Source organism: Amycolatopsis palatopharyngis (genome assembly GCF_003385185.1).
Classification (GTDB): Bacteria; Actinomycetota; Actinomycetes; order Mycobacteriales; family Pseudonocardiaceae; genus Amycolatopsis; species Amycolatopsis palatopharyngis.
In genome coordinates, this window is the sequence record NZ_PQHZ01000005.1 from 43,709 (window position 1) to 59,889 (window position 16,181).

The following is a 16,181-nucleotide window of genomic DNA, read 5'->3' on the forward strand; positions in this document are numbered from 1 at the left end:
CTGACCACCGAACCACGCTGACTTGAAGCAAAGGAGAGGACCCGAGATGCAGTACCTGATTTCCGTCATCGATGACAAGACCAATCCCGGCAGCACGGACAGGCGGCCCGCCATCAGCGCGTTCAACGAACGGCTGATCGCCGACGGCCACTGGGTTTTCGCCGGCGGACTCGCGGACACCGACGCTGCCACGGTCGTCGACAACCGTGGCGAGCAGGCGGTGTTCAGCGACGGACCTTTCGTGGAGTCGAAGGAGTACCTCGCCGGCGTCTGGGTGTGGGAGGCCCCCGATCTGGATGTGGCGCTCAAGCTCGCCGCCGAGGCGTCGAAGGTCTGCGACCGGAAGATCGAGGTGCGGCCGTTCCAGTGAACGACGTCGAGAAGGCGATCACCCGGGCCCACCAGGAGGAGTGGGCACGGGTGGTCGCCTACCTGGCCAGACGGTTCGGTGACCTCGACATCGCCGAGGAGGCGGCCGCCGAGGCGTTCGCGACCGCCGTCGAGCGGTGGCCCACCGACGGCGTACCCCCCAATCCCGGCGCCTGGCTGACCACCACCGCCAACCGCAAGGCCATCGATCGGATCCGGCGGGAGAACAAGCGCGACGACAAGCAGAAGGAGGCTCGGACCTTGTGGGACGATCCGACTGTGCCGTCCGAGCCGCTCGGCGCCCTTGACGACGAGCGGCTCCGGCTGATCTTCACCTGCTGTCATCCCGCGCTCGCGATGCAAACCCGGGTGGCGCTGACGCTGCGCCTGGTCGGCGGCCTGACCGTGCCCGAGATCGCCCGCGCCTTCCTGGCGCAGGAGAACACCACGGGACAGCGGATAACCCGCGCGAAGGCCAAGATCAAGGCGGCTCGCATCCCCTATCGGGTACCCGCGGCGGAGGATCTTCCGGCACGCGTCGCCGGCGTACTCGCCGTCCTGTATCTCGTCTTCAACGAGGGCTATCTGGCGACCGGCCCCGACACCGATCCCGTACGTCACGACCTGACCACCGAGGCGATCCGGCTCACCCGCCTGATCCGTGCCCTCATGCCGGACGACGGTGAGGTGGCCGGGCTACTGGCGCTGATGCTGCTCACCGAGGCCCGCCGCTGCGCCAGGGTCTCGGGCGGCGAACTGGTCACCCTCGACGAGCAGGACCGTGGAGCCTGGGACGCGGCGCTGATCGCCGAGGGCCATCGGCTGGTGCGCGAGCGCCTGGCCACCGGTGTGGCCCCGGGCCGCTACCAGATCCTCGCGGCGATCAACGCCGTGCACACCTCCGCCCGCGACATACGGGACACCGACTGGTCGCAGGTCGTCGCCCTCTACGACCAGCTCGTCCGCCTCGACCCCTCGCCGATCATCGCCCTCAACCGGGCCATCGCGGTCGCCGAGCTCGACGGCCCGGAGGTGGCGCTGGCGGCCGTCGACCGTCTTGCGGACCAACTGGCCGGATATCACGCCTACCATGCGAGCCGCGCCGACCTGCTGCGCAGACTGGGCCGCGGCCAGGATTCGCGCGCGGCATACGACAGAGCGATCGAACTGGCGGGCAACACCGCCGAGATCGCCTACCTGACCCGCCGCCGCGACCAGCTGCGATAGCTCAAACGAGGTGCGCGGTGAAGGCGCGCCACGCGGCGGTGGGGAACTGGAGCGTGCCGCCGTCGCGGTCCTTGGTGTCGCGGACGGCGGTGACGCGGGGCAGCGGCGCGACCTCGACGCACTCGCCTTCGGTTCCGCTGTAGCTGGACGTGCGCCATGCGGCGTCCCGCACCCCTTCGGAACGCTCCATCGCGTTTCACCCTTCGCTGTATCCATCAGCCACTGAAGCGACGAACTCCAGTGATTCACCCGATCCGAGGGCCGTACTGAGCAGGGTATCTGTCGTTTGGTGAAACGCACGAACCTCGTCCGGGTCGTCCACGAACAGCGACGACCGCTTGTGTTCGAGGTAGACGATCGAGCGAGCCTTGGCGAAATCCATCACGACGAACGTGCCGTCCACGCCCGCGTGCTCACCTCGCGCAAAGGGGATCACGCGCACATCGATGTTCGGCCTGCGCGCCGAATTCACAACATGCCTCAACTGCTCCGCCATGAGCTGACCGCCACCGACAGGCCTCCGCAGGACTGCCTCGTCGAGAATCACCAGGTACTGGGGAGGGCTGGGCTTTGTGAGCACCGACTGACGGCCAAGTCGCGCAGCCACCCGCGTCTCCACCTCGGGTGCGGCGACCCCGCTGGTCGACATCACTTCACGGATGTAGTCAGCGGTCTGCAGCAGCCCTGGAACGCGCAACATCGACACGTGGACGATGGCCGTCGCCTCCGACTCGAAGCTGATCAGCGCTGGCAGATGTTTCGGCAGCGGCCGGTCCCCCGTCTCCCACCAGCCTGGAAGGTTCGCCTCTCGGGACAGTTGCAGCAGGCGCTCGCGTTCGACGCCGGTCACGCCGTAGACCACCAGCAGCGCCGAGACGTCCTCCGGCTCGACGGCCTTGCCGCCGTTCTCCAGGCGGTTCAGTGTGGACGCGGACATGCCCACGCGTTTGGCCGCCTCCCGGGTGCTCAGGCCTGCCTTGTCGCGCAGGTCTCGCAGTTCGGTCGCGATGCTGCGAATGCGCGCGGTGCCGTGTCTGGTCGGCATCTGGCTCCCCTCTCCCGTGCTCGTCTCCATCCCATCGCTCGCTCGGCACGGGCGCGATCACACGATCGGACCCGCTGTTTCAACTACTGGGACAGTCCGCCGTAGTGCAACGCTGTCTCCATGACTCCCGAGTTGCCCCGGACGCGAGACGAGCTGCGTGCCCTGCTGAGGTCGTGGGCGCTCGCCAATCCACCCCGGCGGTTCGCGCTGTACGAATCCACAGAGGACGATGCGGGTTTTGACGGTCAGGTTTTCGCCTGGGGACTGGGGTTCGAGGACCACTTGGTGGTTCGGTCCATGGACGAAACCGTGCACGGGCGTTTCACGTCCGAGGAGAGCATGCTGCGCGTCCTCGGCCAGCGGTGCGACGTAGGCCTGCTCTGGGTCGACATCGAGCGATGACGCCGTCGGCCGGGTGGATCGTGTGCGGTGTTGCGGAGTGGCTGTTGCTCCGGATCGAGCCATTCCGGTGGGGTGAATTCCGGGGTGCCGTGGCGGATGCGAACCGACCAGCCAGTGTGGTGCAATTCCCGGTGGTGTTTGGCGCAGAGGAGGATCATGTTGTCCAAATCGGACAGTCCATCGTCGATCCACGAGATCACGTGATGAACTTGGCACCACTTGGGGCCGCGTGTGCAGCCCGGCCGGGTGCAGCCCCGGTCCCGGATCGCCAGGGCCCGGCGCTGTGCCGGGGTGGCGAGACGCTGGGCGCGGCCGAGGTCGAGGACCTCGCCCTGGGTACCGAGCACGGCGGGCAGCACCTTCGCTTCGCAGCACCACCGGCGCAGCTGGCTGATGCTGGTGTAGCCGCTCGCGTTCAGCATCGCGGTCTCGGCGCGCTGCTCCAGTTCGGCCAGCGAAATGGTCACGGTCACCACGGCGCGTTCGCCGCCGGTGGTCGGGAGGTCGTCGGCGCGGGCGGTGCGGCTGATGATCTCCGCGAGAGCGTCACCTTGTCGTTGCGCGTGGCTGCGACGATCCGGGGTGCCGTCGGCATCCGCCGGGTCGGGCTTGGCCAGCGGATGCATGACGCCTTCCAGCTCCCCGGCGGATTCCGGGTCCAGCTGGCCGGAGAACACGTACTGCCCATCACGGCGGTAGCGGCCGTGGAACTCCCGATACGGGCCCGCCGGTTGTTCGCGGTCCTTCGGCGGGGCATTCTCGACATCCCAGTGCCCCAGGATCCGCTGCCCCACCTTGGCGACCTGGGTAGCGTTGGCCTGGCAGCCCAGTTCGACCAGCGTGTTCTCGGTGGCGAGCCGTTCGGCCTCGGGCAGGGCATCCGGTGCCTGGGCGAGGACCTTCTGGATCTGTGCCACCTGGCCCAGTCCAATCTCCCCCGCCCGCAGAGCCTCCTCCACCAGCGGCATCGGAGTGGCCGCCTGCGCCACGCGGGCCTTGGCCTCAGCGCGGGTCAGGTGCAGCGCCATCATCAACAGCGACACCGTGCCCGCATACCCCTGCGCCGAGGCCGCACCCCGCTTCTCGGTCTCAGCGACAAGTTCCAGCATTCGCCCGTACTGCCGACGCAAGACCTTTTCGGACTCGAGCAGCCCACCGAGCAGCTCCCCCTCGGAGAGCTGCCACGCGGGTATCACCTGCTCGTCAACGTCCACACCACCACGCTACTCGAACACACGTTCTACCAGGACTGTCTATCGACCAACGGTCAACCCAACCCGACGAGCGGCACCCCCACCACCACCCGTCGCACTTTCCCGGGAAAGTGCGCCCATCCCCCTCGCGCTTTCCCGGGAAAGTGCGAGATCAGGTCGCGGCGCCGGTGCGGGTGTAGATGGCGTGGGCAATCACATCGGTGTGCCGGTCCAACGACGTCGCGTTGATGTTGCTGGTGGTGTCGCAGGAACGGTGGTAGCAGCGGTCAAACGGGACTCCGGCGCTGCCGCCCCACTTGCTCGCCTGGCTCGAGCTCTTCCATCCCTCCGCGCCACTGAACGTCCCGCCCACGGGTACACCGGCGCGGGCGAAGGCCGCGTGGTCCGAACGGCCGCCGATGCTGATCGGCTCGGTCGGCACGTTCCTGGCCGCGAACCCGCCCTTCAGCAGGTCCTCCAGTTCCTGCGACCCGGAAGGCTGCCCGGAGCTGGAGTAGACGAAGTAACCGGGGTTCGGTGAACCGATCATGTCGAAGTTCAGATAGGCGTCGAGCCTGCTTCGCTCCGTAAAGGACAGTGAATCGACATAGTGGGTCGAGCCCACCAGACCCAGCTCCTCGGCGCCCCACCAGCCGAACCGCAGGTGCTTGTCTGGGGCCACACCGTCGCGCGCCACGGTCAGCGCGACTTCGAGCAGTGCCGCCGAGCCCGAGCCGTTGTCGTTGATTCCCGGTCCCGCCGTCACACTGTCCAGGTGCGCGCCCGCCATCACCACGTTGCTCTCGTCGCCGCCCGGCCAGTCGGCGATGAGGTTGTAACCGGTCGCGCCGTTACGGGAGAACTGCTGCACCTGGGTGCGGTACCCGGCGCCGTCGAGTTCGGCCCGTAGCCAGTCGACGGACGCCTTGTATCCCGGCCTGCCGTGAGCGCGGTTGCCCCCGTTGTTCCTGGCGATCGTCTGCAACTGCGAGAGGTGGGCCTGCACGTTGGCCACCGGAATGTCGGGGGTGGCGAGCGTGTGTTGCGACTGGCTCGCCGTGGCCGGTGCCGCGGCCAGCGACAGGGTGAACACCATCGCGGGCAGCGCGTGGCGCAGTCTCATCGGATCGGCTCCTTCGGGCGGCAGGGACGCTTCCGATCAGCGTGTGCGCACGGCGAAGGGGTAAACAACCGTGGAACCAATAGGTACGAACACCTATTTTTCCGCGCGGTTCAGGAACGCGGAACGCAAACCCGCGTCAGCAGGGGTTTTCCATCCCGCACTGGCGGTAGTTCGCCTGGTACTCGGTGGGGCCCGAGGGTGCGGTGATGTTGTGGGTCCTGGCTCCGCCGTCAGACCAGCCGGTGAAAGCGTGCCTGGTGTTGAACACGCCGAGCCGTTGCGGGCTGGCCGCACTGATCGAGTTGTTGGATCCGACGATCACCGTGCGGGAGAACGGTGTCCGCTGCTGGCTGCCCGCCACCGAGAGCATCGCTCCGCTCGGCTTGGAGGTGAAGTTCAACCGCGTCGTCTGCGGATGCAGCTCCAGTGTCCGGCTGCCCGTACGACCTGCGGAGTCCCTCGCGGTGAGGGTCAGCTCCAGATGCGAGGGGTACTCGTGGTCCGGCGCGATGAACGACCCCGAGCCGACGCCGGTGAAGTTCTGCACGTCGTGGGTGTGACAGCTCCCATTCGTCGCACAATGCCGGATGGCGAGCCGCCAGGACAGTGCCGACGCGGGGAGCAGTGCGTCGTTGCGCGGGTCGACCGCCTTTCCGGCGAACGGCACCGACTGCCCGGCACTCCAGTTGAGCTGCCCTGTCGGCTGCTCGATGGCCGGAACCGGACCATCTCCACGCGGGCTTCCCACGGTCACCGACACCGTGGTGGTCGCGCTGACACCGTGCGAGTCCATCACCCGCAGCCCGACCTCCACCGCCGTGGTGTCCCGGTAGGTCCGCGTTGGCCTCGGCCCGGTCGCGTCGTCGTAGGCGCCGTCACCGTCGAGATCCCAGGCGTAGGTCAGCGTGTCCCCGGAATCCGGGTCGCTGGAGCCGGTCCCGTCGAATTGCACCGCCAGCGGTGCGGGACCGGACGAGGGGCTGGCCGTCGCCGCGGCGGCCGGTGGACGGTTGTCGCCGTTGCGGTAGGACACCCTGCGCAGCTCGCCCGCGCCGAGCGCGACGTAGAACAGATCGCCACCGGGACCGGTGAGTAGCTGCACCGGGATGTTCGCGTCGGTCACGAACGGCACGATCCGCGAAGGACTCGGCCGCCCGGTAAGGCTCGTGCGCATTGCCCAGATGCAGCCTCGGGAGGAATCGGCGAAGAACAACGCGCCGTCGTAAGCCGACGGATAGCTGCTGCCGGACTCGAAGGCGATGCCACTGATCGACGAACCGCCGGTGGCGCAACCATCGCCTGGCACGACTTTGCCGCTGTGGCTGTATGCGAAATACGGGCCGGTTTGCCCAGGCCCGGAGTACAGCGACTCGCACCGCTGCAGGTTCGCGTACCCGGACTGCCGGTCGTTGCCCTCGTAGCAGGGCCAGCCGAAGTTCTCCGCCACCGAGTCGGTCGCGTCCGCGACGCGGTTGATCTCCTCCCATTCGTGCCAGCCGACGTCACCGGTCCACAGTTCCTTGGTACCTGGCCGGAAGGTGAACCGGAACTGATTGCGCATGCCGTAGGCGATGATCCGCTTCGCGTTGGTATCCCCGCTGCCGGCGAACGGGTTGCCGGCCACACCCGCACCGGTGTCCGGATCGATCCGCAGAATGGCACCGTTGAGCAACACCGGCTGCCCCGCCGGTCGCTGGGGCGACTGCGAGCGCAGCGCCCCACCTTCGGCGTTCGGCGCTACGAGGTCGGTGCCCTGCGCGCCGGGCGGATCCGCGCAGGGATTGCCGGCTTGACCGTGGTCGGCGAAGTTGAAGCTGGCACCGTCCCCACCGCCGACGTACAGGTTGCCGTCCGGGCCGAATGTCACGGTGCCGATCGTGTGGCTCGGGTACTGCTGGCACCAGCCGGTGAGCAACGGCTGCTCCCCCGTCGACGTCCCACCTGGCCCCATCGTCAGCTTCGAAACCCGTGCGGTAACCACACAACCCTTGTCGGTCGGGCCAGGCGGGGTCGGGCACGCGTCTCCCCAACGAGGCGCCTTCCCGCCGGGTTCGGCGTCGTAGGTGTAGGACACATACACAAAGGGGCGAACCGGGAACTGCGGATCCACCGTCAACCCGAGCAAGCCGCGATCCCAGAAGTCCTGAGTCTGCCTGCGCAGATCGGCGAACACCGTCGCACTCGGATCGGCCAGCGAGTCGAAGACCTTGACGATGCCACTCTTCTCCGCCACGAACACCCGGCCATCAGGAGCGAACGCAGCGGCCGTCGGCGCAGTGAGCCCACCCAACGCGGCAGTGTCACTGAATCCCGCGGGCACCGCGGCCACAGCCGCCGACGGAACCACAGCGAGCCCGGCAGTCGCCAGAACCGTCGCCATCGAGGCTGCCAGCAGTCGGCGGAACCGAATACGGAACGGCAGCGTGGGTACACCCATGCCGGACTCCAGTCACTGTAGAACAAGCGGCAAACTCTCCTCTTGTTACAGCAATTTCCGCCCAGAAGTGCGTTCCGTAACCCGAAAGGGGAACCGCCGGTGTCCTCGGCGCGATCAGGGCCACCTCGCGAATGACACGGGGTGGCCCTGATCGCCTGTCGGAGGTGGCGGCTAGCGCACCGCGCGCAGCGCGTTGACCAGACCACGTCCGTAGAAGGAGTTGTTTCGCGGGGAACCGCTGCACTCCTCGGCCCCGTCACACGCCACCGGATCGGCCTTGGCCTGCAGTAGCGCGTTCAACGCCTGCGGGGGCGCGTTCCGGTACCGGCTGGCGAACAGCGCGGCGACACCGGCCGCATGCGGCGCTGCCATCGACGTGCCGCATTTGGTGCCGTACTTCCCGTCGAAGACGGTCGACAGCGGGCAGCCCGCACCTTCGCCCTCCGGTGGCGACTGGGTCCGGTCCCCACCGGGGGCCGTCACCTCGATCTCGCCCGTGCCGTAGTTGCTGTAGTAGGACCTGGTGCCCTCGTAACCGATGGCCGAAACGGTCACGACGCCGTCGATCCCCTTCGGCAGAATCGCGCAACTGGAGTCGACCGGGTGCGGCCGGTTCGGGTCGCTGGTCGGGTTGGCCAGGTCCAGATCGCTGTTCCCGGCGGCGGCGACGTTCAGCACACCACGGCGCTGGGAGTACTCCACGGCACGGCGAACGGCCTCGTACGCGGCCGCGTCACCGGGCTGCTCCGGGCAGTAGAACATGCCGGGATCGATGTAGTAGCTGTTGTTGGTCACCTCGAACCCGTGCTGACCTGCCCACATGAAGCCACAGACCGCGGCTTCGGGAAAGATCAGCCCCTGGTCGCTGACGACCTTGACCGAGGCGAGGCGCACATTCGGCGCCACGCCGGTGAAGCCGGCCTCGGTGTCCTTACCCGCGATGGTCCCGGCCACGTGTGTGCCGTGGTCGGAGGTCGTCGGCGCCCATGCGCTCGGGCTGGTGTCAGGGGCGCCGGTGAGGCAGCCCGCCGAGGTGGCGGGATCGATCGCGTGCCGCAGGCCGGGGTGCGTGGCCTCGATACCTGAGTCGATCACGCCGACGGTCACCGAACGGCTGCCGGGGTTGATCGCGTTGGCCTCCGGCGCGTTGATCGCGCGCATGTCCCACTGCTGAGCACTGAGGTCGGCTGCCACGCTGACCTCGGTGGTTCGCTCCAGATCGGTCTCTTCGACGGCCGCCGCCCGAGCGGCGGACCGGGCCGCCGCCGCGGTGGTGGCCGATGGCTCGGCCATCTCGCGCTCCGCCGAGTAGGCGCGGAACACGCCGATGCGCTCGGCGAAGTCGGAATTGCGCGAACTGGCTACCGTCACACCGATCTGCGGGTAGTAGGCGACCCGCTTACCGCATTCCGCGGCCAGCTCGGAGTCCACATCGGACTGAGGGGTGGCCTTCTGGTACAGCACCACGTAGCTGTACTGCGGGCTGGTCGTATCGCAGACAGCCGCTTCGGACGGCGTCGCGGCGGCGGTAGGAGCCAGCAGCACGCCGCTCGCCCCCATTGCCAGGGCCGCGGCCGCGGGCAACAGCCTCGTTCGGATCCGGGACATTCCACCTCCAGATGCGGGCAGCAGGCCGGAGGCGGTCAGCCTCGCGGGGATCTGCCCGGAGTCGGGTCAACGCGCAGAACGTTAGGTAGCGAAACTACAACGCGCTGCCCGCCATTCGGAGCAATCGCCCCTATTGGGTCGAAGACGCGGTCCTTCGCGACGCCCGCCAGCCGCGCCAGCCGATCACTCCGATGATCGTGCCGAGCGTGAACGAGACCACGGCCAGTACCAGGTGCACGACGAAGAACGGGGTCGGCGAACCGTCCGCCGACCAGGCGTTGTCACTCGCCCACAGGTTCTTGACGAAGGTGATCCAGATGACCCAGGACCACACGCCGAACATCAGCAGAAAGAGGGAGGTGCGACGAGACATGCGCATGGGGTGCAGTATGACCGCGCGGCCGTCGTCATACTGCTCGGGTGCGCAGCGTTTGTGATCGGTCGCTCCGGGTCCTGCTGGTCGCCGTGCTCTCCGGCGTCCTCGCCGTGACGGCACTGCCGGCGGCAGCCCAGGACGGGGCCGGCGATACCTCCAGCGAGTCCTGCTCGAACCGTCGGCTACCGCCGCCTCCGGTGGACACCTCCGAGCAGCCGCCGCCGGGGGTGGCCTCTCCCGAGCCCCTCCCTGTCCCCCAGGAGCCGGTGGGCGGTGAGCGGATGGGCGAGTGCGGGCTGGTGCTGCCTCAGGGCGCGCCCGCGCCCCCCGAGGGTCTCACCGCGGGCTCCTGGATGGTGCAGGACCTGGACAGCGGCGCCGTGCTGGCGGCGAAGAACCCGCACGGACGGTATCGTCCTGCCTCGCTGGTCAAGATACTGCTGGCCCTGGTGACGATCCAGGAGTTCGAGCCAGACGACATCATCACCCCTACCGAGTTGGACGCGAACCAGGAGTGCACCTGTGTCGGCATTGTCGCGGGTGGACAGTACAAAGTAGACGACATGCTGCACGGCCTGCTGCTGCGTTCGGGGAACGATGTCGCGCACGCGTTCGCCACGGCCCTCGGCGGAATGCCGGTCGCACTGGGGAAGATGAACGAGCTCGCCGCTCGCATCGGGGCGACGGACACGCGCGCCGCATCGGCTTCCGGCCTGGACGGGCCGGGGATGATGACCTCGGCGTATGACATGAGCCTGGTCTACAACTACGCGATGCACGAACCGGAGTTCGCGTCGGCGGTGGGCACCCAGCACATCGACTTCCCCGGCTGGGGTGGCGCCCCGGACATCCCGATCTACAACGACAACCGCCTGCTCGACGACTACCCGGGTTTCCTCGGCGGGAAGACCGGCTTCACCGACGACGCGCGGCATACCTACGCGGGTGGTGCCGAGCGCGACGGCAGGCGCATCGGCGTGGTGCTGCTGCGCGGCGAGCAGCGTCCGACACGCCTCTCGGCACAGGCGGCGGAGCTGCTCGACTACGGCTTCGAGCTGGCCGCGACCGGCCCCGAACCCGTCGGGCAGCTGCACTTCTCCCCGGACAAGCTCACGGTGCCCGAGGAGACGGAGCAGCAGGATCAGGATCAGGTCGCCGAGGCGGGCACGGCGATACTGCCCTCCGACAAGGATCCGTTCGGCGTCACAGGATGGATCATCACCCTGATCGCGGCAATCGTCTCGATCGGCGGCGTGATCTTCGTGCACCGTCGTCGCCAGGCCGAACAGTAGCGGGGCCTGGCGAGTGGGTGGCTAGCGTCGACGAGTGCTGTCGAGGTCACAGCACTCGGACACCGCATCCTGGGCGGTGTGCTCGGGTTCGCCGCGCTCCTGTTCGTCGTCCGCGGCAGCATCCCGGGCGGGCAGGGTCTCGCGTGCCGGGATCCAGACCAGCAGGGCCAGCGCCGAGATTCCGCCGGTGACGGCGAAGGCGGCCCCGTAGGACCAGGAGTCCGCGATCGCTCCCGCCACCAGCGGACCGAGGACCGCGCCGACGTCGGCCGACATCTGGAACCCGGCGAGCACGCCGCCGCCCCTTGCCTTCCGGCCCAGTACGTCGGCCACGGCCGCGTTCTGCGCCGGGTTCAGCGCACCAGAGCCGAATCCGGCGACGAGTGAGGCCACCAGGAACAGCCACGGCTCCTGCGCCTGGCCGAGCAGGACCGTGCCGATCGCGAGCAGTGCGAGGCCGACCAACGCCGGCGGCTTCCGTCCGCGGGTATCGGCGAAGCGTCCGGACACCAGCAGCACCGCCGCGTTCGCGGCGGCGAACACCGCGAGGGCGAAGCCGGTGAACTCCTCGCCTCTGGCCAGCACGGCCGTGACGAACAGCGGAATCAGCGACATTCGCACCCCGAAGACCACCCAGCCGTTGGCGAAGTTCGAGGCCAGCGCCGCCCGGTAGGTCCGGTCGCGCAGTGCCTGCCGGAACGTGAGGACCGGCTCCCCGTCCTCGTCGGCGCGCGAGGCGAGCGTCGAGTTGCGCAACTGCCACCAGACCAGGCCCGTCGTCAACAACAGGGCGAGCCCGTAGACCAGGAACGGGGCCCGTAGCGAAACCACGACCAGGCCACTGCCGACGATCGGTCCCGCGATGCCGCCGAGCAGGAAACTGGTGCCCCAGAGACCGGAGGCCCTGCCACGCAGGTGCGGGGGCGAGATCCGGATCAGCAGCCCCACGGCGGAGACGGTGAACATCGTCGAGCCGATCCCGCTCAATGAGCGGAACAACAACAGCTGCCAGTACTCGACGGCGAAAGCGCTGGCCAAGCTGCCCGCGGCGACAATGGTCAGGCCCCAGAGGTAGATCGGGCGTTCGCCGAACCGCGTCACCAGCCGGCCGCTGGCCGGCGCGAACGTCAGCCGCACGAACGCGAACGCGCTCACCACGACCGCGGCCGCGGTGACCCCGACGTCGAAGCTGACCGCGAAGTTGGGCAGCGCAGGCGCGATGAGGCCGTAGCCGATCGCGATCAGGAAGCTGGCACCGACCAGCACCCAGATCTCGCGAGGCAGCCGTGTTGTCGCGGCGGTCTCCCGCGCGTCCGTGTCCGTCACCGTCACCCTTTCCTGGTCGTCCGCGAGCATATGCTCCCGGTCCTTCGCAACGCTAAGGGATTAGCCGGCATTCCATCGCGGCTGTCGGCAACCTGCGCACGCCGCCACTCACCGTTATCGTCGAAGTGATCACGGTCAGGAAGGATCCGAACCGGGAGCCGCACCATGAGCCATCACCCCGAGGTCACGTCGATCCACGCCCTGTCCGCCGAGTTGCTCGAGCAGGCCCGCGCCCACCACGCGGGCCGCGCCGCCCGAACGATCGTCTCCAGTACCTCCCAGCGGGTCACGATCATCGCGCTTGCCGAGGACATGGAACTCGCCGAGCACGATTCGCCCCCTGCCGCCACCGTGCAGGTCCTCGACGGCCGAGTGCGGCTGCGCACGGCCGAACGCGACCTGCTGCTGAGCAGCGGCGAGTTGGCTCCCGTTCCGCCCGAACGGCACGCCGTCCAGGCCATCGGCGAGGCCGCCGTCCTGCTGACCGTCGCGCTCCGCTAAGGCGGGGATGTCCCCACCAGCCGCGCCCGGTGTTACTTGGAGTTTTGCCAGGTAGACGTAATCTACTGGCAGCATTTTCTGACGAGGTGTGGTGGTTACGAGCCCAATACGCAGGGCTGGGCTCGTAACCATTCACACGGAAGCAGAGTGTGGACGGCCCGAGCGGGCTTCGCGGAGCATGGTGAAGAGGTACTGGTAACCAAGAGCTGACAACACCCCTGCAGGTTCGGATCGTGTTACGGTCGCCAGGTGACTGCCGGGTCGGCCCAGAGCCAACAGCGCGGAAGGTACCCGGCCAGAGCGTGACGTCCAGGCGGGCTCGAGGCCCGCCTTATCCGCTCGGCCAGACCGCACCGCACCGCCTCTATCGCGCCGTCTTGCCACAAGGCCGCGCTCTTCTTTGTCGATCATCATTTTCTCGCGTGCCGCCGCACCGACCCTGGAGTAAACGACACAGCATGTCCAACGACTTCGACCACCAGACCATCGACGAGTTCCGCGCCAATCACGGAAGACTCAGCGGCCTGCTCGGCGAACGCCGCATCATCCTGCTGACCACCACCACCGCGACCGGAGCAACCCGAACCACTCCCGTCGAATTCCTGCACGACGAGCGCCCCGACGGCGGCCCTCGCATGCTGCTCATCGCGGTAGGCGACGCCGACGACCACCCCGCCTGGTACCACGACCTCGAAACACATTCCCAGGTCACCGCCGAGACCGGGGTGTTCACCTTGGAGGCCGAAGCCGAGTCCCTCCCGGACGACGAGCGCGACAAGCTATTTGCGCGCGCTGCCGAAGCGGATCCCACCTGGGCCGACCGCCAAGCCGCCAGCAAACTAAAGATCCCCGTTGTCACGCTCCACCCGGTCGGTGGCGGCCCCAACACCGACCGGGAAGGCGACTTCCTCCTACAGATCCACGACGCCTTCCGTCATGAGCTTGCGCTCATCCACAAGGAGGTCGCCACTTCCGGGCCCGGCCTTGGCGCACAACTGCGGATCAACTGCCTCAGCCTCTGCCAGGGCCTACAGCACCACCACAACAGCGAAGACGACCAGATGTACCCCGTGGTCGACGAGAAGCACCCCGAACTCGCCCCTACGCTGACCCGCCTCCGCCAGGAACACCAGCAGATCGCGGTCCTGCTCGAACAACTGCAGGAGGCCGTCTCGGCGACGGACGCCGATCGGAGCACCGTGATCGCCGAGGTCGAAAGGCTCACCATCGAACTCGAAGCCCACCTCGACTACGAAGAGCAAGAACTCATTCCGGTCCTCAACCGGATGTCACTGACGTAGGTGGCATGTGCCGCCCGAGAGATCGAGACGGCACATTCGAACCGCGGATCGTGGGGAAACGCCATCGGCGAGTTGGCGATGCCGGCTTCACGGCGTTGTTGCACGTCAAGGCCTGGTGGCCCCGCTGTCAGTCCTCGTCGTCGGCCATCAGGAAGCTGGGCCGGTTCTCCCGCCACTCGGGCACGTCCATGGAGTTGAGCACGGAGATGAGCTTCTTCTCCTCGTAGATGAAGTGTGTCTGCATGATGGCCGACACCGCGTTCACCTCTTCACGCACCTTCGACGCGGTAGCCGGGTCCGGGGTCTCCGGAAGGGAACTCAGCAGCTTCCGCAGGTTGCCCAGCAGCCATTCCAGCTGGTTGTGGTCAGTACGGAGGTCCGCGAGCACCTTGCGCAGTTCGGGGTACTCCTCGGCAATCGCCGGGAACGCAGTCTTGTCCTCGCCGGTGTGGTGCCGGGTCAGTGCCGTGCAGAACGAAAGACAGTGGGCTCGCAGGTCCCGAGGCGGAACCCCCTTGCCATCGACGTAGTCGTCAATGCTGTCCTGGAGGTCTTCCAGCACCTCGCGGAGCCAGACATGCACTTCGATCAACTGCGTGCCGAAGGCGGTGAGGCGATCGCTCGCCTCGGAACGTGCGTCCATTCTGTTCCTCTGGGTCGGGGGTGGTCCGACCAGTATCGTCAGCCGTGGCGGAACGCACAGCGAATCCGGTGGATCTGCAGCGGTACTCCACCAGATGTGTAGTCGCCCGAGGTCTGCTGGACGTCCGAGGCACGACTGGCAGAAGGGCTGGACTCAGTGAGTGAACTCCCGCACGGCGGTTCGGCGGAGGAGGCGTTCGCCGGGGTCGCCGAGGCGTTCCGGGAAAACTTCGCTGTCGGCGCCGAAGTCGGAGCGGCAGTGTGTGTTTACCACCGCGGCAAGTCTGTTGTGGACCTGTGGGGCGGGTACGCCGATGCGGCTCGAACCGACCCGTGGCGCCCGAACACCCTCGCGGTGCTGGCATCTCCCACCAAGGCGCTGGTCACCGGTGCCGCGTTGATGCTGGTCGACCGCGGGGTGCTCGAGCTTGACACCCCGATCGCCGAGTACTGGCCCGAGTTCGCGGCCGAGGGCAAATCGAAGATCAACCTGCGCATGGTGCTGGCACAGCGCTCCGGTGTCGTGTGCCTCGACCACGACCCGATCACCTACGAGTACCTGGTCGAGCATGTGCCCATCGCGAACGCGCTGGCCGCGGCCAAGCCGGAATGGGAACCGGACACAGCGCATGGCTACCACGCCACGACCTTCGGGCACCTGGTGAGCGAGTTGGTCCTCCGTACCACCGGGCGGACCGTAGGACAGTTCATCGCCAGAGAGATCGCGGAACCACTCGGGCTCGACTGCTACATCGGCCTGCCCGACCCGGAGTCGGCGCACCTAGCGACCATGCTGGAGTCCAAGGCCGAGGAGTTGATGGCGGGAGCCGAACCCGGAGATGAACTGGCCATGCTGGTCGCGCTCGGTGACCCCAGTTCGCTGACCTTCCGCGCGGCGCTCGGCAGCATGGCGCTGACCGGTGCGGCCGACCCGAAGGTGGAAAACCCGTCCTACGACGGGCTGTCCAGTGCGCAGTCGCTCGCCCGGTTCTACGCCGCGCTCATCGGCGAGGTGGACGGTTTTCGTATGCTCACCCCGGAAACCGTCGACGAGCTGCGCAAGCCACACTCGAGCGGCATCTGCAAGGTCACGCTGCTGCCGCGCTCCTGGGGCCTGGGCTTCAATTTGCCGAACGGGCCGGTTTTCCCGCCATCAGTCGGCTTGGACAGCGCATTCGGACTCGCCGGCGCGAACGGCAACTTCACCTTCGCCGATCCTGAGCACGAACTGGGTTTCGCGTATGTCCAGAACAGCGGGGCGCGAGGTATCGGCCACATAGAAGACCGGGCGCGGCGACTGACCGAAGCGGTGTACTCCGCGTTGCGTTGACAACGATCA

Annotated in this window: 15 protein-coding genes; 6 read left to right on the plus strand and 9 right to left on the minus strand. The window is 67.7% G+C overall.

The features are described 5' to 3' along the window. The first annotated feature begins 46 nt into the window (after nt 1-46). Together D0C15_RS05015 and D0C15_RS05020 are read left to right on the plus strand one after the other, a co-directional pair. The gene (locus D0C15_RS05015; RefSeq protein ID WP_116041199.1) at nt 47-370 is read left to right on the plus strand and encodes a YciI family protein; all 324 of its coding nucleotides are present in this window, start codon (nt 47-49) and stop codon (nt 368-370) included. Beyond that, nucleotides 367-1,596: an RNA polymerase sigma factor gene (locus D0C15_RS05020; RefSeq protein ID WP_116041201.1), complete on the plus strand. Its 1,230-nt coding sequence runs from the start codon at nt 367-369 to the stop codon at nt 1,594-1,596. Before D0C15_RS05015 ends, D0C15_RS05020 begins: the two co-directional genes overlap by 4 nt. Nucleotide 1,597: 1 nt before the next feature. Here D0C15_RS05020 and D0C15_RS05025 read toward each other — a convergent pair whose 3' ends face one another. The 7 genes from D0C15_RS05025 to D0C15_RS05055 all read right to left on the minus strand — a co-directional run bounded on the left by D0C15_RS05025 (nt 1,598) and on the right by D0C15_RS05055 (nt 9,783). Beyond that, a complete protein-coding gene (locus D0C15_RS05025; RefSeq protein WP_116041203.1) occupies nt 1,598-1,786 on the minus strand; it encodes a DUF397 domain-containing protein in 189 nt (62 codons plus the stop codon). Between the two features lie 6 nt (nt 1,787-1,792). Continuing rightward, a complete protein-coding gene (locus D0C15_RS05030; RefSeq protein ID WP_170161323.1) occupies nt 1,793-2,641 on the minus strand; it encodes a helix-turn-helix domain-containing protein in 849 nt (282 codons plus the stop codon). A gap of 245 nt (nt 2,642-2,886) precedes the next feature. Then, complete coding sequence (locus tag D0C15_RS05035; protein WP_245975570.1) at nt 2,887-4,257, minus strand: HNH endonuclease signature motif containing protein; 1,371 nt, start codon at nt 4,255-4,257, stop codon at nt 2,887-2,889. Nucleotides 4,258-4,408: 151 nt separating this feature from the next. Further along, nucleotides 4,409-5,359 carry a M28 family metallopeptidase gene (locus tag D0C15_RS05040; RefSeq protein ID WP_116041205.1) on the minus strand — a complete coding sequence of 317 codons (951 nt, stop codon included), beginning with the start codon at nt 5,357-5,359 and terminating at the stop codon, nt 4,409-4,411. A 136-nt stretch (nt 5,360-5,495) separates the two neighbouring features. Further along, nucleotides 5,496-7,796, minus strand: a complete 2,301-nt coding sequence (locus D0C15_RS05045) for a PQQ-dependent sugar dehydrogenase (protein WP_245975571.1) — start codon at nt 7,794-7,796, stop codon at nt 5,496-5,498. A 171-nt stretch (nt 7,797-7,967) separates the two neighbouring features. After that, entirely contained in the window at nt 7,968-9,404 is a 1,437-nt protein-coding gene (locus tag D0C15_RS05050) for a S8 family peptidase (protein ID WP_116041207.1), read from the minus strand. Nucleotides 9,405-9,534: 130 nt separating this feature from the next. Continuing rightward, a complete protein-coding gene (locus tag D0C15_RS05055) occupies nt 9,535-9,783 on the minus strand; it encodes an SCO4848 family membrane protein (RefSeq protein WP_116041209.1) in 249 nt (82 codons plus the stop codon). 41 nt (nt 9,784-9,824) lie between these two features. Here D0C15_RS05055 and D0C15_RS05060 point away from each other — a divergent pair, with 41 nt between their 5' ends. Next, the gene (locus D0C15_RS05060) at nt 9,825-11,072 is read left to right on the plus strand and encodes a serine hydrolase (RefSeq protein WP_116041210.1); all 1,248 of its coding nucleotides are present in this window, start codon (nt 9,825-9,827) and stop codon (nt 11,070-11,072) included. A 21-nt stretch (nt 11,073-11,093) separates the two neighbouring features. Here D0C15_RS05060 and D0C15_RS05065 read toward each other — a convergent pair whose 3' ends face one another. Next, the gene (locus tag D0C15_RS05065) at nt 11,094-12,428 is read right to left on the minus strand and encodes an MFS transporter (RefSeq protein ID WP_116041211.1); all 1,335 of its coding nucleotides are present in this window, start codon (nt 12,426-12,428) and stop codon (nt 11,094-11,096) included. Between the two features lie 135 nt (nt 12,429-12,563). On the opposite strand from D0C15_RS05065, the gene D0C15_RS05070 reads away from it, so the two are divergent. Further along, nucleotides 12,564-12,899: a cupin domain-containing protein gene (locus tag D0C15_RS05070; RefSeq protein WP_091673893.1), complete on the plus strand. Its 336-nt coding sequence runs from the start codon at nt 12,564-12,566 to the stop codon at nt 12,897-12,899. A 458-nt stretch (nt 12,900-13,357) separates the two neighbouring features. After that, the gene (locus D0C15_RS05075) at nt 13,358-14,200 is read left to right on the plus strand and encodes a nitroreductase/quinone reductase family protein (RefSeq protein WP_116041213.1); all 843 of its coding nucleotides are present in this window, start codon (nt 13,358-13,360) and stop codon (nt 14,198-14,200) included. 127 nt (nt 14,201-14,327) lie between these two features. Here the strand turns inward: D0C15_RS05075 and D0C15_RS05080 are convergent, their stop codons facing one another. Further along, the gene (locus D0C15_RS05080; RefSeq protein ID WP_116041214.1) at nt 14,328-14,843 is read right to left on the minus strand and encodes a hemerythrin domain-containing protein; all 516 of its coding nucleotides are present in this window, start codon (nt 14,841-14,843) and stop codon (nt 14,328-14,330) included. Nucleotides 14,844-14,999: 156 nt separating this feature from the next. On the opposite strand from D0C15_RS05080, the gene D0C15_RS05085 reads away from it, so the two are divergent. Then, entirely contained in the window at nt 15,000-16,172 is a 1,173-nt protein-coding gene (locus D0C15_RS05085) for a serine hydrolase domain-containing protein (protein ID WP_116041215.1), read from the plus strand. The last annotated feature ends 9 nt before the right edge of the window (nt 16,173-16,181 follow it).